The 21,158-nt window shown below is 61.6% G+C and carries 13 protein-coding genes; 4 read left to right on the forward strand and 9 right to left on the reverse strand.

The annotated features are described in order from the left end of the window. The first annotated feature begins 21 nt into the window (after nt 1-21). The gene (gene gfa, locus NKJ08_RS24705) at nt 22-591 is read left to right on the forward strand and encodes an S-(hydroxymethyl)glutathione synthase (RefSeq protein ID WP_352783745.1); all 570 of its coding nucleotides are present in this window, start codon (nt 22-24) and stop codon (nt 589-591) included. A gap of 430 nt (nt 592-1,021) precedes the next feature. Here gfa and NKJ08_RS24715 read toward each other — a convergent pair whose 3' ends face one another. Further along, nucleotides 1,022-2,059, reverse strand: a complete 1,038-nt coding sequence (locus NKJ08_RS24715) for an EscU/YscU/HrcU family type III secretion system export apparatus switch protein (protein WP_352783747.1) — start codon at nt 2,057-2,059, stop codon at nt 1,022-1,024. 90 nt (nt 2,060-2,149) lie between these two features. Between NKJ08_RS24715 and NKJ08_RS24720 the strand changes: the two genes are divergently transcribed. Further along, a complete protein-coding gene (locus NKJ08_RS24720) occupies nt 2,150-2,947 on the forward strand; it encodes a tetratricopeptide repeat protein (protein WP_352783749.1) in 798 nt (265 codons plus the stop codon). Nucleotides 2,948-3,030: 83 nt separating this feature from the next. Here the strand turns inward: NKJ08_RS24720 and NKJ08_RS24725 are convergent, their stop codons facing one another. The 7 genes from NKJ08_RS24725 to NKJ08_RS24755 all read right to left on the reverse strand — a co-directional run bounded on the left by NKJ08_RS24725 (nt 3,031) and on the right by NKJ08_RS24755 (nt 9,139). Next, nucleotides 3,031-3,480 (reverse strand): hypothetical protein, encoded by a 450-nt coding sequence (locus NKJ08_RS24725; protein ID WP_352783751.1) that lies wholly within the window; start codon nt 3,478-3,480, stop codon nt 3,031-3,033. Between the two features lie 12 nt (nt 3,481-3,492). Continuing rightward, entirely contained in the window at nt 3,493-4,851 is a 1,359-nt protein-coding gene (locus NKJ08_RS24730) for a type II and III secretion system protein family protein (RefSeq protein ID WP_352783753.1), read from the reverse strand. Nucleotides 4,852-4,898: 47 nt separating this feature from the next. Then, nucleotides 4,899-7,067, reverse strand: a complete 2,169-nt coding sequence (sctV, locus tag NKJ08_RS24735) for a type III secretion system export apparatus subunit SctV (protein WP_352525489.1) — start codon at nt 7,065-7,067, stop codon at nt 4,899-4,901. Further along, a complete protein-coding gene (locus NKJ08_RS24740; RefSeq protein WP_352776896.1) occupies nt 7,064-7,375 on the reverse strand; it encodes a tetratricopeptide repeat protein in 312 nt (103 codons plus the stop codon). Before NKJ08_RS24740 ends, sctV begins: the two co-directional genes overlap by 4 nt. 25 nt (nt 7,376-7,400) lie before the next feature. Then, nucleotides 7,401-7,832, reverse strand: a complete 432-nt coding sequence (locus tag NKJ08_RS24745; RefSeq protein WP_352783756.1) for a hypothetical protein — start codon at nt 7,830-7,832, stop codon at nt 7,401-7,403. Continuing rightward, nucleotides 7,829-8,833, reverse strand: a complete 1,005-nt coding sequence (locus tag NKJ08_RS24750) for a SctD/MshK family protein (protein ID WP_352783758.1) — start codon at nt 8,831-8,833, stop codon at nt 7,829-7,831. The genes NKJ08_RS24745 and NKJ08_RS24750 overlap by 4 nt, the downstream gene beginning before the upstream one ends. Before the next feature lie 123 nt (nt 8,834-8,956). Continuing rightward, nucleotides 8,957-9,139, reverse strand: a complete 183-nt coding sequence (locus tag NKJ08_RS24755) for a hypothetical protein (RefSeq protein WP_126092905.1) — start codon at nt 9,137-9,139, stop codon at nt 8,957-8,959. Between the two features lie 184 nt (nt 9,140-9,323). Between NKJ08_RS24755 and NKJ08_RS24760 the strand changes: the two genes are divergently transcribed. Together NKJ08_RS24760 and NKJ08_RS24765 are read left to right on the forward strand one after the other, a co-directional pair. Continuing rightward, nucleotides 9,324-10,214 (forward strand): MurR/RpiR family transcriptional regulator, encoded by an 891-nt coding sequence (locus NKJ08_RS24760; protein WP_352783760.1) that lies wholly within the window; start codon nt 9,324-9,326, stop codon nt 10,212-10,214. Nucleotides 10,215-10,291: 77 nt separating this feature from the next. After that, on the forward strand, nt 10,292-20,164 hold the full coding sequence (locus tag NKJ08_RS24765; RefSeq protein ID WP_352783763.1) for a LysM peptidoglycan-binding domain-containing protein: 9,873 nt from the start codon (nt 10,292-10,294) through the stop codon (nt 20,162-20,164). Here NKJ08_RS24765 and NKJ08_RS24770 read toward each other — a convergent pair. Further along, nucleotides 20,137-21,123 carry a LysR family transcriptional regulator gene (locus NKJ08_RS24770; RefSeq protein ID WP_352525501.1) on the reverse strand — a complete coding sequence of 329 codons (987 nt, stop codon included), beginning with the start codon at nt 21,121-21,123 and terminating at the stop codon, nt 20,137-20,139. The genes NKJ08_RS24765 and NKJ08_RS24770 overlap by 28 nt on opposite strands. Between the last annotated feature and the right edge of the window lie 35 nt (nt 21,124-21,158).

The raw sequence follows: 21,158 nt of genomic DNA on the forward strand, positions 1-21,158 counted from the left end.
GTTCAACAAGGGAGGAATGAAATGCCGGAAAAACTGCATCCGAAAATCGACAATGGACTGCCCAGGGTAAAGGCGGATTTTGCCGGTGGCACGCTGGTCTGCGCCTGCACCAGCAACCCGGTCAAGGTCAAGGTCAAGGGCCAGATCGCCCACAACCATGCCTGCGGCTGCACCAAATGCTGGAAACCGGAAGGCGCACTGTTCTCGGTCGTAGCGGTTGCCGGTACGGGCGATGTGACGGTGACCGAAAACGGCGACAAGCTGAAGGTGGTCGATCCGGGCGCGCTGATCCTGCGCCATGCCTGCACCGGCTGCGGCGTCCACATGCACGGCCCGGTCGAGCGCGACCACGCGTTCAAGGGGCTGTCCTTCATTCATCCGGAGCGTTTCCAGGAGGACGGCTGGTCGCCTCCGGGCTTCACCGCCTTCGTCTCGTCGATCATCGAATCCGGTGTCGATCCGAGCCGCATGGACGGCATCCGTTCGCAGCTGAAGTCGATCGGCCTCGAACCCTATGACTGCCTCAATCCCGGCCTGATGGACTACATCGCCACCTGGACCGCGAAGAAGTCCGGCGCGTTGCCGGCTTAGCGACTGATCAGACACTATCCTTTGGGGCCGGACGAAATCGCCCGGGCCCCATGCATTGGAACGAACGCAGGCGAGCGCGTAGACGGACCACGCTTCGTAAGTCATTGCCGACGTGTTGTCAGCCTCCCGGGGGCGTTGGGCTCAACGGGAATACGCTGACGGTTGCCCTTTTGAGCATGGCGCTGGTGATTAGGGCGCCTGTGGCGAAAGCCGCCAGCGGGAACCAGTAGTCGCCGTGACGGCGATAGCCGCGATGGTAGTCACGAGAGCCGCGATGGCCATTCCAGTAGGTGCCATCATTGCGCGAAAAATTGCGATTGCGGTTGACCCTCCGGTGTTTCATCCACGACTTGCGGTCGACCGCCTGCACATCGGAAGCGGAAGATAGGGCTAAGCTGGCATACTGAAGGACGACCGCAGGATTTTCGCCTCAAGTGAGCCCGTGCCGGACAAGATGGCGAACGACCGGGGAAAACATCTGCTGGCCGATATAAGATCCGGTGTTCGCATTCTCGAAGATCGTTTCGGCGATCGCATCGTCAACTATGGGAATACCTGCCTGGCGCGCTTGAGCCACTATATCGTCGGCCGCGCGGCCCTGACCCTTGCCGACAACCGTCGGCACGGGCGTTTCGCCCTTGACGTAGCGCAACGCCACAGCGCAGTCGCCGGACACGAAGACGATGACCGCATTTTTCACACCCAGCTTTGCAGGTTGGATCACTGCTTCGCGCCGCTGTCGCTGTTGTTCACGTCGGATCAATGGATCACCTTCGAGATCTTTGTGTTCGCGCTTGTATTCGGTTGTCGTCATGCGCATGTCGCGAAGGAACAGCCAGCGCTGAACAGGAACATCGATCAAGCCGATGACCACAAAGGCCAGGGCGGCGGCAATTCCGAGGGGTGTTAGCACCGCCTTGATGATCGGCTCCAGGCATGTCTGACCACAGCCTGGCGCATCGAAGAGCGGCTGTAGCCAGGCGATCAGGATGAATACGAAAAGGCTTGCCAGCAACACCACCTTGACGAGGCCCTTGGCGAACTCGATGACGTTGCGGAGCGAGAGGATCTTCTGAAGGCCCTTCGCCGGGTTTATGTGATCGAATTGCGGCTTGAGCGGCTCGAACGAGAAGACCGGCCCGAACGTGCCCAGCATGCCGAAGGCTACGGTGAGAACCACAACGATCCCGACTAGCGGGAATGTGGCAAGCATCAGCAACGAGAACGAGTGGCGGATGGCCCGCAGGCTGACCTCCTCGAACGAGCCGCCGGGCACCGTCACCGTCTGCACGAGTTCCGAAAGATGCTTGAAGAGCAGCGGCCAGGAAAAATAGAGATACGCGAGCGCTGCGAACAGAGTGAAGCCGGAGACCAGATCGCGGCTTTGCGAAACCTGGCCCTTGCGGCGGGCGTCACGAAGCTTCTTGTCGGACGCCGGTAATTTCTTTTCCTCAGCTTCTTCGGCCATGTTGCAATCTTACCGCACTATCGTGGTTCCAGTCGGCCGATGCCCTGTGTAAGGTGGGGCGGGCTTGAATACGGAGAGGTGGATTTGCGGTTGCATGTCGTATTCTTGCCAGTCGTCATCACACTCGCGCTGAGCGGTTGCCAGACGACCAAAACCGGCTCCGTGCAGGCCAAGGCGCAGGGCCCGTCGTCCCAATCCGAGCGCCTGATCAAGCTTGCCGACGATATTGATGCGCGTGGAGAAAGTGATACCGCCATCGCGCTCTACCAGCGCGCCGCAGCAATGCCGGACGCCAAGGCGAGCGCGTTCGTCAAGACGGGCGACGCTTACATGCGGGCGGGCTATCCCGCCGACGCCGCCAAAGCCTATCAGGCCGCGCTCACCAAAGCTCCCAATGACGGGGGAGCATTGCTCGGGCTTGGCGCGGCGATGATAGAGGCAGGCGATATCGATGCAGGCATGCGCGCGCTTGCTCAGGCAGCGCCGCTGGTCAACACCAGCAGCGCCTACAATCGGTTGGGCGTTGCGCAGACATTCGCCGGCCAGACAGGGCAGGCGCAGGCGACTTTCGCCCAGGCGTTGAAACTTGCGCCGGGCGATCTTGACGTCGAGACCAACATGGCATTGGCGGCAGCCCTCGAAGACAATTCCGCCGCGGCGCTGCCGCTGGTGCAGAAGATTGCCGCCGCCCCCAACGCGCAATTGCACCACAAGCGCAATGTCGTGGTGGTGTATGGGCTTCTTGGCCAGGCCGATCAGGTCAAGGCCTCGCCGCCAATCGGCCTGACGACCAAGGAGGTGGCCACCCTGCTCGCCCGCGCAAGAACCATCCGACTGAAGGGCAGCACTCAGGCCAAAGCGAAAGCGCTCGGCTCCATCCTCGGCTAGCGCATCGGATCGGAAGGCCTGAAGCGGCTTTCCGCCAAGCGCGACGCGTAGAGTGATGCTACGCGGGCGAATACCGCGCCGGCTCACTCGACCGGGAGCGTCGTTTGCGGCGCCGACGGCGCGCTGTTGGCGCCGCCTATCGGAGCCTCCTCGCCATCGTGGTAGCGACGGGCCGCGCGCGCAGGCGGTGCGGCCGCCGCGGGGCCCATGCGGCGACCCTCTACGAGGTCACGCTGGCTTTCGGACATACGTTGAAGATTGAAGGCGTTGGCGCAGCCGGGCGGCAGGTGAGAGCCGACGCCGGAGACGATCGTCAGGTTCGTCTTGGCGGCAGAGTTGTCATCGTCGGCTGGCTCGGCCAGACAGGCATCGGGAGCAAGGACAGAGCCGCCGACACCCTTCTCGGAGCCGCCCGCATCTGTCGAAACATAGCTGTAGCCGGGCGAATAATCCTGCCGCTGTTGCGGGCCGTTCACGCAGCCGGCCAGAACCAGCGCTGGAATAACGCAGCAGAATGCGATGGGCGATGTCATATCCGGTCCTCGTTACTTGATGATCAGACCCGTCGCCGACGCGTCATTGGCGTGCTTGCGGCTGCGGTGCTTGGCTGCCGGACGGTCAAGCGGCGTGGCGAGGCTGTCGCGCACCGGTTCCACCAGATAGGGCGTGATCAAAATAACCAGTTCGGTCTCTTCGTGCTGGAAACGCTGCGATTGAAAAAGCGGGCCAAGCACGGGTACATCGCCGAGCACCGGAAACTTTTCCAGATTGCGCGAGGTCCGCTGCTGGAAAAGGCCCGCGATCGCAAATGTCTGACCGCTCGCCACTTCGACCGTGGTGTCGGCCTTGCGCACGACGAAACTCGGCATGGCGAAGCCGTTGGCGCTTACGGATCCGGTCTCCGACAAGGAACTGACTTCCGGCTGGACATGGACCGCGATGCGGTTGCGCCCGATCAGCGTCGGGGTGAAGCCGAGGGACACGCCGAAGGGCTTGTATTGGACGGTGACGACATCGGTTCCTTGCGGGATCGGAACCGGAATTTCGCCACCCGCGAGAAAGCTTGCCGTTTGACCGGTCATGGCCGTCAGGTTCGGTTCGGCCAATATCTTGACGATGCCGTTGCGTTGCAGGGCTTCGATCAGAATGTCGAAGTTGAAGCCATGCGCCTGGTCCATGTTCAAACCGAAATTGCCGTTGCCAGAGGGCACGCCATTGTCCTGGAACATGTTGAATTCGAAGCCGCCGCTCCTGTAACCGACAGACCAGTCGACGCCGTATGACTGCAGCTCCGTGCGCGAGACTTCGGCGAAGCGAACCCGGATGTTGACTTGCTGTGAGCCCTGCACGGTCATGTTGTTCAGCGGCGGCTGTTCCGGCGGCGAGAAGGTCCGGGCGACATTGTCCAGATCCGTTGCCTCATCGACGCCTCGCGCCTCGCCTGTGGCAACGATGCGGGTTCCAAAAATGTGGAGATTTGTCGCCGAGCTCGGCTGCATTGCTTGCTTGGCTTCGGTAGCAGGCGTGACATCGGGGGTGACGCGGAACTGGGCTGTTGCCTCGATCCGCTCATCGGCCGTGACCGCAATGAGGTTGGTCAGGCCGGGTTTGAGGCCGAACACATAGACCATGCTCGGCGACACGACCTGAAGGTCCGCGATCGTGGTATCGGCGATCAGCACGGATTCGACCGGGTCATTGAATCGCAACAGGCGTCCTTGCCCGACCGGCAAGCCGATCGTTGGTTTGCTCGGCAAGGGCGATATGTTCTGTGCCGTCGCGTCGGCCCCTGTGAGCAATAACGCCAGCAGGACGCCAATCGTCGCGATAGCGAGCCGGCCTAAATCTGCCCGCCTGGCGAAAGCGGCTGATCCAACGCCTGCCGCGGTATTGTGGAATGTCATGCCGTTCCTCTCCTGAATCCCCGATGTCCCCGTCCGTCCGGCTGGCGTCAGGAGGGTGCCTCCTGCGCGGCTTTCGCCTGAGCCGACGGGAGCGACTGGGAGACGATGCGCGCGCTGGCTTTGCCGGAGCGGCCGGCGATCGTGGCCAGCGGCTGGACATTGAATTCCTGTGCGAGCTCCTGGAAGGACAGAACCGGAAGCTCGATGGCATTGTGTGTGAGCAGGCTGCGCATGTGACGGCGCACATCCATCGCGGCGAGGACGACCGGCGAGACGTCGGTGGCGTTCTGCGACAGGGCTCGCTCGATTTCGGTGACCAAAGCCTGCGCATCATCGTCCGAAAGGTTCAGGAAGGTGCCGGTCGATGTGCTTTGCACTGCGTTTCGCAGGATATCCTCGGCCGACCGCTGCAGCACATAGGCGGCGATGATGTTGTTGCGACCGGCGCAGCGGAAGCTGATCTGACGCTTCAAGGATGTGCGGACATATTCCGTCAGCAGGACGACGTCCTGTTCGCGTTGGCCCCATTCGATCAGGGCCTCGAGGATAAGGCGCAGATTGCGGATCGGCACGTTTTCGCCGACGAGCCGGCGAAGCACTTCCGCGATCTTCTGGAGCGGCACGATCTCCTGCGCCTGCCTGACCAGATCGGCATAGTCCGGTTCCATGTCCGAGAGCAGCCTGCGTGTCTCCTGAATCCCGACGAAATGGCCGGCATACAGACGAAGTGCATTGCCGGTCCATTTGGCCGCTGTTTGCACCGGCGTTGAGAAGACGAAGCCGGCCTGCTTCAGTGTCGACAGGTGGCTGTCATCGGCCCATACGAATTTGCGCTGGCCGGTAATCGGAGGACCTTTTTCGTAGGGTATTTCGAGCAGATCGAGATGCGTCGTGTCCGCTTCGACAAGAACACGGTTGGCAGGAATTTCGGCATCCAGGATGGGCGCACCTTCCAGATCGACGCGGACGCTTCGTGGCGAAAGCATCTCGTCGACCTGCATGCCGATGGCCGGAACGTCGACACCGAGATCACCGAAGAGGTCGCGGCGCACGCCGTCGGCGAGCGCGGCAAATTCGAGCTCCGGGACCAAGCGTCCGAGCTCGGTTCCGAAGCGCACGACGACGCGGTAGGTCGGAGACAGTGTTGCGGTGGAGATTGCCGAAAGCGACATGGAATTCCCCCGCTGTGCAGGCGCGGCGGTATGGCCGATGTCTTGAGGCTCGGACTCCTGGACGGTGCGGCGATTGATTGCATAGGCGCCGGCTCCGCAGCAGGCACCAAGGACCAGGAAGGCGATGGAGGGGAAGCCTGGCACCATGGCAAGGCCGACCATGATCACCGCGGCGAGCGCGAGCGCGCGGGAGTCGCGCAGCAGTTGGCTGGTTATTTGCCGGCCAAGATCGCCCGATCCGTCCGCGCTGCCGACGCGCGTCACCATTGTGCCGGCGGCCACAGCGACGAGCAGTGCAGGTATCTGCGCCACCAGGCCGTCGCCCACGGTGAGCAGCGTGTAGGTCGCAGCCGCGTCGCCGATCGACATATCGTGCTGCAGCGTACCGACTGCGAAACCACCGATCAGGTTGACCAGAATGATCACAATGCCTGCGATCACGTCCCCCTTGACGAATTTCATGGCGCCATCCATTGCGCCAAACAGCTGGCTCTCGCGCTCCAGCTGCTGGCGCAGGTGGCGTGCCTCCGCCTGATCGATGTCGCCGTTGCGCAACTCGGCATCGATGCTCATCTGCTTGCCGGGCAGCGCATCGAGCGTGAAGCGCGCGGCCACCTCGGCGACGCGTTCCGCACCCCGCGCAACAACGATGAACTGCGCAACAGTGATGATCAGGAAGATGACGAGGCCCACCGCAATGCTGCCACCGACGACGAAGGTGCCGAAGGCGGTAATGATCTCGCCTGCGTCGGCTTGGAGCAGGATGAGTCGCGTGGTCGTGATCGTGATCGCCAGCCGGAACAAAGTGGCGATGAGGATGACGGACGGCAGTGACGAAAACTGGAGTGGATGAGAAACGTAGAACGAGGCCAGCAGGATAAGCACGCTGATGGCGATGTTTGCGGTGATGAGAATGTCGACGAGAAACGTCGGCAATGGAATGAGCATCATCACCACCGCGACGAGCATCAGGATGGCAATGACCAGATCGCTGCGGCGTGACAGCCTGGCAAGGAATTGCATCAGTCGTTCCGAGACGGTCATCCGACGCCTCGTTGCGACAGGAAGCTAAGCAAGGCACTGCGCGCCTCCGTCTTGCGCCCGGCCACGAGCAAGGCGCGGCTCTTCAGCAATGTAAGCACGGGGTGATCCATTCCTTCCAAGGTCTCCAGCCTGGCAATCGTGGCAAGCGCCTTTTCCGCCTCGCCATCGAGTATGAGAAGGTGCGCCAACGTTCTGAGGACGCCGGCATTTGCCGGCGAGAGCTGTGCAGCAATAAGCAGGTAGGCCGCGCCCCGCTTTGCCTGCCCGTGACACCCGTAGAGATAGCCCAGGACATGCAAAAGATGCACGGTGTCACGCGGGTCGGTCAGAGTTCTATCCTTCCTGCATGCGACCAAGCAGATCGCGATGACGCTCGATTTCATCCTCCATCAGCGTTCTGGCGAGCGTCTTGAGTTGCTCCCCGCCCTCCAGGCCTGGGACCAGGTGCGTTACAAGATGCTGGAGAATAGGCATGGAGCGACGCAGGATGGCTGGTTCGGGAATATTGGGCATGACGAAATTGGCGAGTATCTCGTCGAGCGACTCGCCGGCCGCACCTTGAGAAGCCTGGAATTCCGCCGCTTCCGGCCTTTCTGCACCGGCGGCTGATTTCGTCCCCTGAGCACGGTTTGCTGCTTTGTCGACCCCATTCATCCGTCGCCGGCTGATGGCCTGGCCCCGCACACCTTCCGCCTGCCGCCCCTCGCGGCCCGACGTGTCAACCCGTGCCGTGTCGAATCGTGCCGCTTCAAGCCGCCGGTTCACGGATATTTCAGCGCGACCGTGGCGCCGCCCTTGGTCAGGAGAAGTTCGGTTTCGCCGATGTGTTTGACGGCCCAGCCGTCGTCGGTGAACGCACCTTCGTGATAGCGCGCCCCATCGGCTGCGATGACGTAGGGCCGCTCACCATACCAGATCGCCTGCAGCCTCAGGCGCGGGGCCCGCTGCGCATTGCCAACCATGACGTTTGAGATGAGGGGAAGGTGAGCGCCGAACGACTGATCGAACCAGGATTGCGTTTGTGCCCAGACATCGCTCTTGTCATTCGGGATCATACCCGAGACCACGAGGCGTCCCTCTGATTGCAGAACCGTTAATGTGCTTATGCCGGATTGCTCGAGGCGCAGCTTGAGCTGGCTTTCCGCTTCGGCGGCAGTGTGGATTTGCGCTGGCGATGAATCGTCCAGGATTTTTTCCCCTGCCTGGCCGGCGAAAGCCACTCTGACTGGTTGCCCGTCTTGAGAGGACGCCTTTGCGCCAATCTCTTGCTTGGCGAAAGAAAACCCGTTCGCGGCGACGGAAATTGCGAGAACCGCACACAGAACGCTGCTCGCGACCAGCAGCGGGCGATTGGCAAAGGACCATCGATTGGGTACGCGTTGCAGGCTGACCAGCTTGATGCGCGCCTCGCCAACACTTATGGTAAGCGGCAGCCTGCAGCGGCTGCCATGTCCCTCATGGATGGTCTCGCCCGTGGCCAACGTGACATCGCCGCCGACGGCTTCGATTTCAACTTGGCTGCCCTTGCGCCGCAGCCTTGCGTGAATCGGTGCGATGCCGGCATCGCGCAGGACAATGTCCGACTCAGTGCTGGAGCCGATCGTATATTGTGGCTCGACCAGACTGACTTCGGCGCCGGCGTGAAATCCGTGGGTCACGCTCAGCGCAATGGAATGTCCGGTGTCCGGGGAGGGGGCGATGATCGATCGGAGTCGGCGCGCCGGCGCTGCTGGTTCCAGATGTTTGCTGATAGGACGAGCGGTCATGCCACTTCATCTCCCGCCGATGACCATTTCAAATGCAGCCTGATGACGGCGCTGAAAAAATTGCGCCGTGCAAAGTACGCCGCCGGGTGCTTGCGGCGGCGCATGGTTCGGGAATCCGCCGCCTTAGGCCTTTTCAGCCGACTGGCCGAGCGTCCTGGCGGTGCTCATCAGCATGTCATGCTGGGATTTCGCGATCTCTTTCGTGATCTCCAGGCCAAACATGCGCTCCTGGTGCTTGATCATCTTGTCCAGGTTCTGTTCCGGCGACCCTGCAGAGCCGGAGGTAATGGGAGGGGTAGCAGCCATCATTGTCTCCTTGAGGGACTATCCAAGTTGCAAACTCCGGACTCACATCGCTGCAGTCCGGAGGATTGCGAAGGCAGCTTAAGGCAGCATGGCCGAAAATGAAAGTCCAGTTGGAATATTTGAGACACTTCGGTTCCAACTGTTGCGTCGCCTGCGTTCAAGGAGTACCTTGGCAGGTGGGTGAATGGGGTATTTCAGAATGGAAAAAGGTCCTTTGGCCGAGCTTTTGGTCGAACGGTTCGAGACTATGCCACCGCAGTTGCGGGTCGCCGCACGTTTCGTGCTGGATCATCCCAAGGATGTCGCACTGATGTCGATGCGCGAGCAGGCGCACCAGGCCGGCGTTTCGCACAGCACGATGATGCGGCTGGCGCGATGGGTTGGCCTTGAAGGCTACGAAGATATGCGCAGCCTTTATGCGCGCGCGCTGCGCGAGACCATCGCGGGCGAGCCGGCGCGACAGGGTATCGGACAGCATGGCGATCCGGGATATTCGACTGCCGGCGTCGTTGCCGACACGCTCGCCGCCCAGATCTCAAGCCTTGGCGAATTCGGCAACGCCATGCAGTTCATTGCGGCAGCCGGTCTGCTCGCCCGGTCACGCGATCTGTTCGCTGTCGGCTCGCGCGCCGCCTATCCGGTCCCGCCCCACTTCGTTCATATCATGTCCTTGCTGGCTGGCGGTGACTGCAAGGTGACGCTTGTCGGCGAGATGGCCGGACCGGGCCTGGATGCCCTCCAGCACGCGGGACGCGGCGCGGTGCTTCTTGCGGTGGGCATATCGCCCTACGAGCGCACGACGATCGACGTTGCGCGCCAGTCGGCTCGGCAGGGCATCGGCGTGGTGGCGATCACCGACAGCAGCGTGTCGCCGCTGACACAGATCGCGCGGGAAACAATTATCGTTACGTCAAATTCGCAGTCCTTCTTCCGAAGCATGGCGCCGGCGTTCGCCGCCGTCGAGATTCTGGCGGCACTGGCGGCAGCGCAGTCTGAAACGAACGCCGCAGAACGGGTAAAACAGTCGGAAGAGCAGCTTGCTGCTTTCGGCATTTATTGGAAGCCCCCTCGATAACATCCGAAAGGTTGCGATCGGGCGGGGCGTGACGGCAGCCAGGCTGCCGGCAACGTTAATTTCCGGAGGTCGTCCTCATGGTTCGCCCGATAATGCCCACCAAGCCGCCGGTCCAGCCGCAAAAGGTCAATGCCAAGGCAAACGCCGCGCAGATAGCGCGGCTGGAGGCCCAGGCTGCCAAGTTGCGGGAGCAGATCAGGCTTGCCAACAGGATGGGCGAGCGTGATTGGGCGGCACAGGCCCGCCAGGAACTGGCCCGTGTGAGCACGCAACTGGATTCGCTTCAGTCGCCGCCGGTTGCGGCTTCGGCAGCGCCGAGTGTCAACGTCGTCAACGCCAGCAACGGCACATCCGGCAATGGCAGGACGGTGACGCCGGCTCTCTACACGCAGACCGATCTCGCGGCACTGGCGGCGACACCGGTGAAACTGGATGGCAGCACGCCCGAAGACAATGCCGCGGAAGCGACGACTGCGCGCAACATTGTCAGCGATGTCACCGGCGGCAAAAGCATCGACCAGATTGCATCTGCCCGGGGCATGACGCGCGAACAGGTTATCGCCGCGCTTAGGTCCGGCGGGATGACCGTTTCGACCGCTGACCCGAGCGGCAATGGCGACGTGCTGACGACGAAAATCACAGATGCCAGCGGCCGCACCGTCACGCAATATTACGACTACCAGCACGACAGCTACTACACGAGCGTGGAACAACCCAACGGCACGGCAACCACCACGCCGATCCGGGATGGGCTCGGGCGCAAGGAAACCAGCAGCTATAATCCCGACACCGGTGCCATCACGACGCGTTACGAAGACGATCTGGGCACCGGAACCGTCACCGAGCGGACCACCTTGCCGAACGGCGCTTCGGTGGAAACCGTTACACCCGGGAACGGGCCGGCCTTGCCGGTCACCACCGTCAACGGTCCAGATGGTCGCAAGACCGTCCTCGCTGCATCTCAGGATCCGGGCGGGGCAACCACCCAGGGCATCAAGGATGATCTCGCGGACGGCAAGAGCATCGAGCAAATCGCGCAGGAAAGGGGTCTGACCAACGAGCAGGTGATCGCCGAGCTGAACGCCGCCGGCTATCAGGTCACGACGCGCGAACCGACGAGCGACAATGGTGACGTGCAGTCGGTTGAAGTCGTCGATCCGCACACCGGCGACAAGACCGTCTACTATCACGACTACCAGCATGATGAGCGCACCGTCGTGACGGCGTCTGACGGCAAGGAAACGACGGTGTCGGAGGACGGGAACGGCAGGACGCGCAACAGTGTTCGCAATACCGAAACGGGCGAGACCACAACCACAATCGTCGATCCGAAGGCCGGAACGGAAACCACGATCGTCACCGACAAGGACGGTCGGGTGACGACAACGACCACCGAGGAGATCAATGGCGGCGAGCCCGTCGAGTACGAGGTCAAGCCAGGCGACAATCTGACCCTGATTGCGCAGCAATATGGCGTGTCGCTGGACGATCTGAGGAGAACGAACCCCGAGCTCTTCAATTCGCCTCGTGACCCCGACATCATTCACCCGGGCCAAAAGGTTACCATCGAAAACGGTACCCGCACGACCGTGGAAGTCACCTTCAACGGTTATACGCTGACCACGAGCCCTGATGGCAGCATGACGCTGCACAACAACACCACCGGGACCGACCTGAAGATCGAAGCAGGAAGTACGCAGGAGGCGTTGGCCAGGACGCTGTTGGCGGTGAACCCCAACAGCAGTGATGCCACGGCGGCAAAAGAGGGCGAGGTCGTAATGACCTTCATCGAAGGGCTGCTGGCGGGTGAAGCCTTGCCCAGTCTCATCGACGCGGCAGAAGAAGCCGGACAAAACAAACAGGACCTGATCGAGAGATATGGTCTAGGTACCGTCGCCACGCCCGAGCTGGACGGTGAGAACAGGGTTGTCGATCCATTCGGCGATCCGCCGCAGGGTAATGCACCCTCCGGCGGAAAGTGGACGCCGATGAAGATCGATGGCGTCTGGACCTGGATCGATCCCAAGGTGGCCCAGGCCATCATTGCTGAGAACATCGCGCTGTCCCAAATTACAGAGACGCGAGCTCTGGCCGGTCAGCGGCAGGAGCAGTTCAACGTCTATATGCTCGACGCTGCCTACAAGGATGCTGTTGATGGGGCGCAGACAGTTATAAACGAGGCGTTGGCACCCCATGGTCTGGAATGGACCCCGCAGAAACCGGAAGGCACGCTTGCCGATGCGCAGGAGCGGCTTACCAAGTCTAACACCTTGCTGCAGAACGCGCAGGATGCCCGTGGCGAATATGAGACTGCCGGGCGCATTCTCGCCGACGCCATCGCCCAGCAGAGCGAACTTGCGCCGCTGATTGATCCCAATGCAGACGTTGCATCCGCGCAAGGGCAGCCAGGTCCCAATCGGCAAACGCAGTACGCGCAAGGCCTCGCGGATCATGCGGCTGTCGATCAGCTGTTCTCCGAAGTCGGCCTGCATCTGAGCAAGGGCGACAAGCTCACCCTCGACTTCCTGGTGGGGCAAGCCGAGCTTGACGGCATTCCGACCGACTCGAAGGAATATCAGGACCTCAAGGCGCTGCAGACGACAGCAGGCAATCAGCTCGAATTGGCGGAAGCCTATCAAAACTACTTCAACGCCCATGCCGACGCCACGCAAGTGGGTGCGCAGCAGACGGACCTCGAGCAGAGACTGCTCGCCGAATATAATAGCGAGCACCAGTTTCTGTTCGAACAGGGAAAGAAACATCAAAGGGTCAGTGGCGATTATCTGGGTCTCTTCCAATCGCAAAAACTTGAGGTCCGCGACGGCCAGCTGTGGGTGGTCAACCAGTTCGAAGAGGGCACGACCGAGCAGCAGCTCACCTACAATCTGAGCGAAACGAACGTCAGGGATGAGTACCGCGATCGGCAACTCAACAAGGACTGGCAGCAGCTTTTGGGCGGCAGCAGTTCCACCGGGCCGGTGTGCACGGCAAATGGGCTGCAAGCAGTGAGGGCCAGCGAGGCGCAGGCGGCGCAGAATCTCAATGATGTCCTGGATCGGCAGCTCGGCAACAGCATTGAAGACCTGAACTCCGAGCTGTCAACGCTGCAGACCAACTTCAACAATGCGTTGACGGAGCACGGGCCAGGAACAGTCGATGCTCCTGAAGGCACGCTGCCCAATGGCGTGCAGCCTGTCGAGATCAACGTCGGCGGACAGACAATCAAGGTGGCGCCGGAGGTTGCCCAGACATACTACCAGATAGGGATCGATGCGTTGACCCAGAGCGGGAAGGCAGTCTGGATCGACCTGGACACAAAAGATGACGATGCCAGTGGACGCTGGGTTGATCCCGAACTGGCGGTCGCCAAACTCAAGCTGGACGCGACAACGCTTCAGATAACGCAGGCCGAGGAGCTGCGCGGGCTGGTGCGAGGCTTCAGCGACTATCATGAGCTTCGGTCCAGCGATCCCTCGTTGCTGGTTGACCGCAACAGCACGGTGGATAAGACCTATCTAGACGAGCATGAGCAGCAGACGCTTGACGGCATCTATCAGCCGAAGTTCCAGCAACTGCGCGACAGCGGCTACGACAACGAGTTCCGTGAACAGCGCGGTACGGCTCTTGAGGAGACGGTCGCCAGAACGCTCGGCATAGATCGTTCGACCGAGGAAGGTCGCGAGGCGATCGAGAATGTGACGGAAGAGATCCGCGATATCGGCGGCGACAATCCTTACGTGCGCAGCGTGCCGATTTTCTATGTTGACGACGAGGTCGGGACACAGCAGGTCGCGCTGTTTGCTGTGCGTGACGGAGACGGCAACACTCGCTATGTCGACGTGACCGGCAAAAAGTTCGACGACCTCGGAGATTTCCAGGACAACAACAACCAGTTCGGCGAAGACGGCAAGCTCGTCGTCCCCAAGGGTCTGGAGATGAAGGCCGGCGATGACGGCAGGATCGAACTGGAAGTCGTCAAGTCGCGCAATGTTTCTGCTTGGGACAAGGTCGTCGATCCGCTGGTTGGCATCGGGACGGGTATAGCCACCATTCTGTCGTTCACGCCGGCCGCGCCGATTGCAGCACCCTTGGCCTATACGGGCGCGGCCTATCTCGGCACCCGAGCGGTCATAAACCAGGTCAACCATCTGGAACATGGCGGCGAGTGGGACGATACCGAGTCGCTGATGAATGTCGCCAGCGTGGCAACCACGGTTCTGCCCATGGCTTCCAGCGGTCTGCGCACCATTGGATTAGCAGGAAGGGAAATGACGGCCGCCGGATTGGCGGGAAAGGAAATGACGGCCCTGCAGGCCTTCCGTGGCAGCATAGGCGCAACACGGTCCAGCTCGCCCCTGGCGCTCGAAACCCGAACCTACATGCAATCCACCGCTGGTTTGAACAAGGCGGCCTGGGGAGCGGATATCGGCTCCGTGATTGTCGGTGCACCTTTGCTGGCGACATCGGCCTACGATCTCGCCGTCAACGGAGACCAGATGAACGGTCTTCAGCTTGCCAACGCGCTTACGGGCCTTGGCACCGGTATTGCCGGCACGGGCCTCGGCATTCACGGTCTGCGGACACTGCGACCTGGAACGGGCACGCAGGCAAGCGCCAATGGTCCCGGCGCCAACCAGCCACCGAGCAGCGGCGGACCGCACCAGCCGCCGCCATGGTCCGCCGGCAAAGGACCACGGCAGCCGCCTCCGGCGCTGGAACCCGGCCCCTCCGGACGTCCGATGAACGTCTATGAAATTGGCGCCGACGGTGTCTACAGGCCGACCGGGGAGCAGGTATTTCAAGATCCTAACCATCCTGTGATACCCCGAGAAGTGATCAAGACCAGCGATGCCAGCGGTGACGGTCCGACGATGCTGCCGGGCCGCGATCCGTATGGGTCGACCGGGCGCAATTCAGGGCATCCCGCTGATAGCGATCCCATCATTGTGCCGAACAAGCCGGCAGGAAAAGACGACTCGATGCGCCTCGTCTGGGATCCGGAGACGCGCAGCTTCACCGGCATGCCGGAACCCGACACAAGCGGGTACATCTACACCAGTGGCAAGGATGCCAAGACTCCCTCAGCCTATCTTGACGGGCTGAGCGTCGAGCAGCTTGTAGCGCGATACGAGGCAGAAAAGAGCTATTATTCGAACCGCGAGTTGGCCGAGCGCTACGGCCCGGATGGCGTTCAGATACCGCGCACGCCGCTCCGCGACATACTGCCCGACTTCCGCATCGGCGTCACATTCCGGACGCGCTTGAATACGGGCCAGGCCTTCGACATCGGCTCGCCGACGGTGGCGGCCGTCGGCTTCGGTGTTGGGACCAAGACCGATTTCGGCATGATCGGGTGGTCGATCGTCGACAGCATCAGCCAGCGCAGCCTGACACCATTCACGGATGCGCTCGGCACTCAAGGCGTCGTATCCTACCGGGCACGGGAATACAGGAACATCACCGGCCTTCAGGCCGGCGTCTGGCCGGTGTCAAATCAGACGGCTTTCCCGGTTCGCAGCAGCGATCTTTCGGTGGCGGCAACCAGGGCGATATTCAGCGATGCGACTGGCTACAACGCCAAGCCGCTGGATGCTGCCATCGTCGGTATGACGCCAGACGGCGAAGGCACCGTGATCGAGATGACCTATACGCCTTCGCTCAAGGGCGAGGAGGTCACGCTCGCCCCCGGCCAGCACGATTTCTTTGGCGTGCCCGTAGAAAACAGCGCTGGTCACGTCAAGCTGGAAGGCGCGCTTCCCTTCGACCGTGTCATGACCGAAACAAAGGTCGGACTGCGGCTGCCAATCGTGGCCAATCATGTCGGGGCGGTCGACCAGATGCCGCGCGTCGGCTTCGAGAAGCGCCCGGAAGTGCCCGTCAAGGACACGCTCCAGCCGGGTGACATCGTGTCGAAGCAGACCTACGACCAGATCCAGTCCGCTCTCGGCTCGACAAGCCTGAAGATCCAGTTCGCGGTCAAGGATCCGGCGAAGGCGTCCGAACTCATCGCAGCGATCGGACAAGGTGATGGCATCCGGTCGATCCATGACCTCGTCAAGTCTGGTCAGATCGATCCGTCGAACACAGTTTCGTTTGTTGATGAACCGACGCTAAGCGGATTACGGCTTTCAGCGGTACCCGGCAAGGCGCCCACGGCAGACATCGTTTTGCTGACTGGTGAGAGGGTACGCGTCGTCAATCCCGAGGCGATGCTGGTCGACATCATCTTCAACGACCGCAACAGGCTTCCCGGTGTGCTGGGCTTCAATCCCGACCGGACGGTAACTTCCGCGGCCTACAAGGTGAAATCGACGGTACAGTCGTGGCTGCCGGCGCGCTTCAGTCCCGACGGGACGCCGCAGCCCCGTTATATGCCGAGCGCCGGCAACATCTATCAGAACCTGTATGGCGCTCATGGCACTCCGGCGACACGTTACACACTTTCGATGTCGACACCTCCTCTGCCAGCAGGGGCGGCGGCTTTCAGTGCTGAAGTGAGAATCCAGTACAAGTCCAAGGCTGCCAAGGTCGCTCCTTCAATCGCCAAGGATGAAACAGCGACGCTGACCTTCGATCGAGCCGATGGACAGAATGAAACGCTGACGGTCCCGGCCTGGCTTGCTCATGCCTTAGAAACCTCGCGTGACGGCGCGGCGACAGCCATTCCGAAGGGTGGCAAGGCCTCCCTGGAGCAGGTCCTCGGCGAACTGGAAAAGAAGGCGAGACCCGACCAGCGCGCGGCGATAGAGAAATTCCGGACGGAATTCGGCCCGTCGATCGTCGATGGCGGCTTCGTGCGCCAGAACGTTGCCGACGGCGTGCTGACGTTCCTCTCCTCGCAGGTGGGCAGCCGCCGAAGCGGACCGATCCAGATAAGGGACGAGAACGGGCAGTCCGTGACGGCAACCCGTTACGGACCGCTGCCAAAGAGCCCGCAGAATGTCTATGTGCCGCCGGCGGATGCTCCGACAGCGCGCGGCGACGAACTGGAGTTGATGCACAAGTCACATATCCTGTTCCGGGATCCGGAAACCGGAGAGCCCTATGTTCTACCCTGGATACGTGGTGCTTCTGACGACCATGTGCCGGGGAGTCTTGGGTATCCCGAGGAGGGCAATCAGCCTGTCGAAGGCGCGGGCGATCCTACAAGACCCTTGCGCGGCAATGTCGGCCCGTTTGTGTTCCGGGCCGATACCCGCTCGCCAACCGAGATTAGGGACGCGGGAGGCTTCTCGCCACCGCCCCCGACAGGAATCTGGGTGGACAATCCGCAAGGCATCGCCCTGAGCAGCTATGTCATGGGCAATACCCATGGCCGTTTCGTTGGCACGAGCCAGTCGATCTCGGGAGCCAAGGCTTTCGTTTCGCAAGAGTCACGAGCCGCGCGGCAGCAAGGTTACACTTATCTCTACACGCTGAATCCGAGCAGACCGCGCCTCCACGTCCCGACCGAATTCGAGGCAATGGGCCGACCCGTCAGCGACAGGATGGCCCGCGTCGACGAGACCGCAGTCGACGGCAGCATACCATGGAGCGAGGTCTATGGCTGGCGGATGATGGATCCGGACGGGAATTTCGTCGGTGAGTTCACGCGCAATGAGGATGCCGTCGCGCCCGGCACATCGACACAAAAACGCCCACAGGTCATCTTGCGGCCGGCCGACGAGTTCTGGGATGTCAATACGCCAGCACAGACCGAAGCGCCGCCGCCCCCAGTGGCCGAGGTGGTCAGCAACGAAGCCCCAGCTGTGACTGGCGAAACGCCGCAGGCGGTGAATATTGCTGCCGAAACGCCGACAGCCGCTACATGGCCGCCGGCGCCCGACCGGGGCAGGGCGGTTTTTGACCCTGCCAGCGGAAAGATGGTCAGCCTTGAGCTTCCGGTGAGCTCCGCCGCGGAACCAGGATATGCGGAACCGGTGCGGGCGCCGACCGGGCCGGAGGTCAGGGCGCTTTCAGCCGATCAGATTTCCGAACTGACCGGCACGCAATTGCACGCCATCAAGCCGGAGCACATCGCCAAGCTGGCGCCTGAGCAGGTTGCTGCACTGAGCCCCGAGCAGATCGGGCAGCTGACGTTCGATCAACTTGCAGCGCTTCGGCCGAAGCAATTGCGGGCGCTGAGTGCCGAACGGCTCCAGGCGATCAGGCCAAGCAGATTGCAGGCCGTTGCCCCTGGCCGTATCACCGGCTTGCGACCGGATCAGATCGCTGCCTTCTCACCCGAGCAGCTCGCTGCCTTGACCGTCGAGCAAGTGCGCAAGCTGACGCCCGACCAGATGGCCAAGCTCAGTGATGAGCAGCGCAATGCCCTTACGTCGGAACAAGTCGCCGCCATGAGACCTGCCCAATTCGGCCATCTCGATGCGACCCAGTTCGCGGCGTTGAACCCTGATCTCGTCGCAGCACGCGATCCCGTGGCAACGGCAAAGCTGTCGCCGGACCACATCTCGGCGCTTACGCGGGACCAGCTTGGCGCTCTGACCATTCATCAGATCGAGGCGCTGACGAAGCAACAGATAGCGGCGCTGACGCCGAAGCAGCTTGGCGAGTTGAGCCCCGGCCAGTTGCGCAAGTTCACGCCCAAGCAGTTTGCCTGGATGTCGACGGAGCAAACAAACGCGCTTTCCGTGCTGCAGATAACGACCTATCGGGCAACCCATAAAAAGGCGCTGACGCCGGATCAGGCCACCAGCGTCGATCTGGCCCTCAGCCATGCCAGGATGCGGGAAAACGCGCAGGCGCTCGCCACCTTTGGCGGCATGTCGACCACCTCCTACATGTTGTGGAATTCGTTGCCGCCAACCTGGACCGCCACCGCCGGATCGGTGGCATTTGGCGTGCGAGGCATCGTTTTCGGCGCGCAGGCGCTCTTCCCCAACGCAACCGCAAGTCACAAGCCGTTCGGGCGATTCCTCAACGCGCTCGGCGGAGCCACATTCATTGCCGCAGCGCCAGGTGCCGCGACCGGGATGATCCAGGGTAAGGATCTTGTCGTCAACAGCACGTTCACGCTCGGCAACATCGTCTATGGCACGAAGTCGATGCTGCAGTCGTTCACCGGCAGACCGGTGATCCGAAACCTGGCCGAACATCTGGCTGGACCCGGCTATGTGCTTGGCTGCGCCGTCTATACGCTGCACTCTTGGCCGGCGCCGATCGCCACAGTCGCCGGCACCATGTTCACCTTCGGTTGCGCGGAATTCTGGGCGTCGGCCATAAGGACGGACCGGATGAATCGCGGTTCAGTGCCGCGAACCGATGCTGATATCGCGGCGGCGGAAAAGGCCGACAAGAGATGGGCCGCATGGGATCGGTGGACTCTGGGCATCACCTTCGGCGTTGGAATGCTTCTCTTCTCTTTGGACGCCCTGCTCGCGGAGCCTTGGGAGGGCGCGAAAACGCCCCCTCCACCCGATCCGAAAAAACCGGATGGCGATGCCTCGTCCCAGCAACCCGATGAGCCTTCGGATGGTCCAGGCGGGCCGCAGATCCCGGGAGAGGATTTCCCGCAACTTGTCGTGGTCGCCGATGACGGCCTGAATTTGCGGACCCAGCCTGACGGGGATTCGACCGTGGGAACGGTTCTGCAACCCGGCACATTCGTCGAACAGACCGCGAAGCCATCGACCGATCCGTCAGGGGAGACCTGGATACCTGTCGAAGGTTTCGGACCGGATGGCGAAATGCATAGCGGCTGGGTTTCCGGCGACTATGTCGAGGCTCATGCCGAGGGCAGCAGCAACCCTGAGGGCCGCACGAACCCAACGCTGGAGAAAGACGGCTATCAGTGGGTCGAGGTCAAGGACGGCGACAGCATTCGCCTGATCGCCAAGACCCATTCTGCGGATGTGGCGGACACGGTTGTGCTCAACATGGATCATATCCTGAGCCCGGACCTGATCTTCTCAGGCGACCGTATCTATCTGCCGGTCACCTCGACCGGCTGAGAAACCGCGGGGCCAAGCCTGTCGTCCGTTGACTCCTGCGCCTTGCCGGTTCTCGCGGCATATGCGTTTGCAACGGAGGCGGCCAGCTTTGCCGCCCCTTCCGCTATCGGATTGGATGGTTCGGAAGAATAGCAAGCGGTAAACTGCAAGTCGGACGGGTGCCATTCGCATTCGACGATGCGCAGTTTACCGCTTGCGACATAGTCTTGGACGACTCCCTCAGGCAGGGAGGCAATTCCGATTCCGTTGAGTGCCATTTTGATGGAAGCGGCCAGCGAATTGGCCGGAAATATGCGCGGCGTCTCTTCGAATTCACCGGTGAGCTTGCGGTAGAGTTCGCTATAGGGGCGCGTGGTTCGCGCGTAGCTGATGATCGGAAACTGCATCAAGTCGTTCAGCGTCACCTTGCGTCGATTGGGCAATTCCAATTGCGGCGAGCAGACCCAAACAAGCGGAAAGGACGGCATCCCGATATTCTCGATGCTGTACTCCAGGACAGGGCCCATCAGCACCGCAAGATCGAGCCGGTGTGACATGAGTTCATTGCGAAGGGTCGTCGTCGCATCGACGACGATATCCGTCTCGACAAGCGGATAGTTTGCCTTCAGGGCCTTGAGGAAATCCGGGAGCCAGGTGTGCACGATCGTTTCGGCAACCCCAAGCCTCAGCACCCTCGTCGTCTCTGAAGTCTCTGAAAGAGAGCTGGCCATCAGTTGCAGCCGCTCCGCTACGCGCAGAACCCGTTGGGCAGGTGGTAGCAGCCGTTGTCCTTCGGCGGTCAGCCTGACTGTGCTGCTCTGCCGCTCGAACAGCTTGGCACCCAGCGCTTCCTCCAACCCGGCAATTCGTGTGGATACCGCCGGCTGCGTGGTATTCAGGCGTTCCGCCGCCTTTCGAAAGCTTCCGAAAGTCGCCACCAAGAGAAAGGTTTCGAGCTGCTTGATGTTGAAAGGTATCATTACGGTCGATCGCTCATCTGCGGCTTTCGGGGGGG

It is taken from the genome of Mesorhizobium sp. M0244 (genome assembly GCF_040321795.1).
Taxonomy (GTDB): domain Bacteria; phylum Pseudomonadota; class Alphaproteobacteria; order Rhizobiales; family Rhizobiaceae; genus Mesorhizobium.

Coding starts and splice junctions, on each gene's coding strand:
- gfa (WP_352783745.1), top strand. CDS start 22: ATGCCGGAAAAACTGCATCCGAAAATCGACAATGGACTGCCCAGGGTA.
- NKJ08_RS24715 (WP_352783747.1), bottom strand. CDS start 2,059: ATGGCCGAAGAAGCTGAGGAAAAGAAATTACCGGCGTCCGACAAGAAG.
- NKJ08_RS24725 (WP_352783751.1), bottom strand. CDS start 3,480: ATGACATCGCCCATCGCATTCTGCTGCGTTATTCCAGCGCTGGTTCTG.
- NKJ08_RS24730 (WP_352783753.1), bottom strand. CDS start 4,851: ATGACATTCCACAATACCGCGGCAGGCGTTGGATCAGCCGCTTTCGCC.
- sctV (WP_352525489.1), bottom strand. CDS start 7,067: ATGACCGTCTCGGAACGACTGATGCAATTCCTTGCCAGGCTGTCACGC.
- NKJ08_RS24750 (WP_352783758.1), bottom strand. CDS start 8,833: ATGACCGCTCGTCCTATCAGCAAACATCTGGAACCAGCAGCGCCGGCG.
- NKJ08_RS24755 (WP_126092905.1), bottom strand. CDS start 9,139: ATGGCTGCTACCCCTCCCATTACCTCCGGCTCTGCAGGGTCGCCGGAA.
- NKJ08_RS24760 (WP_352783760.1), top strand. CDS start 9,324: ATGGGGTATTTCAGAATGGAAAAAGGTCCTTTGGCCGAGCTTTTGGTC.
- NKJ08_RS24765 (WP_352783763.1), top strand. CDS start 10,292: ATGGTTCGCCCGATAATGCCCACCAAGCCGCCGGTCCAGCCGCAAAAG.
- NKJ08_RS24770 (WP_352525501.1), bottom strand. CDS start 21,123: ATGATACCTTTCAACATCAAGCAGCTCGAAACCTTTCTCTTGGTGGCG.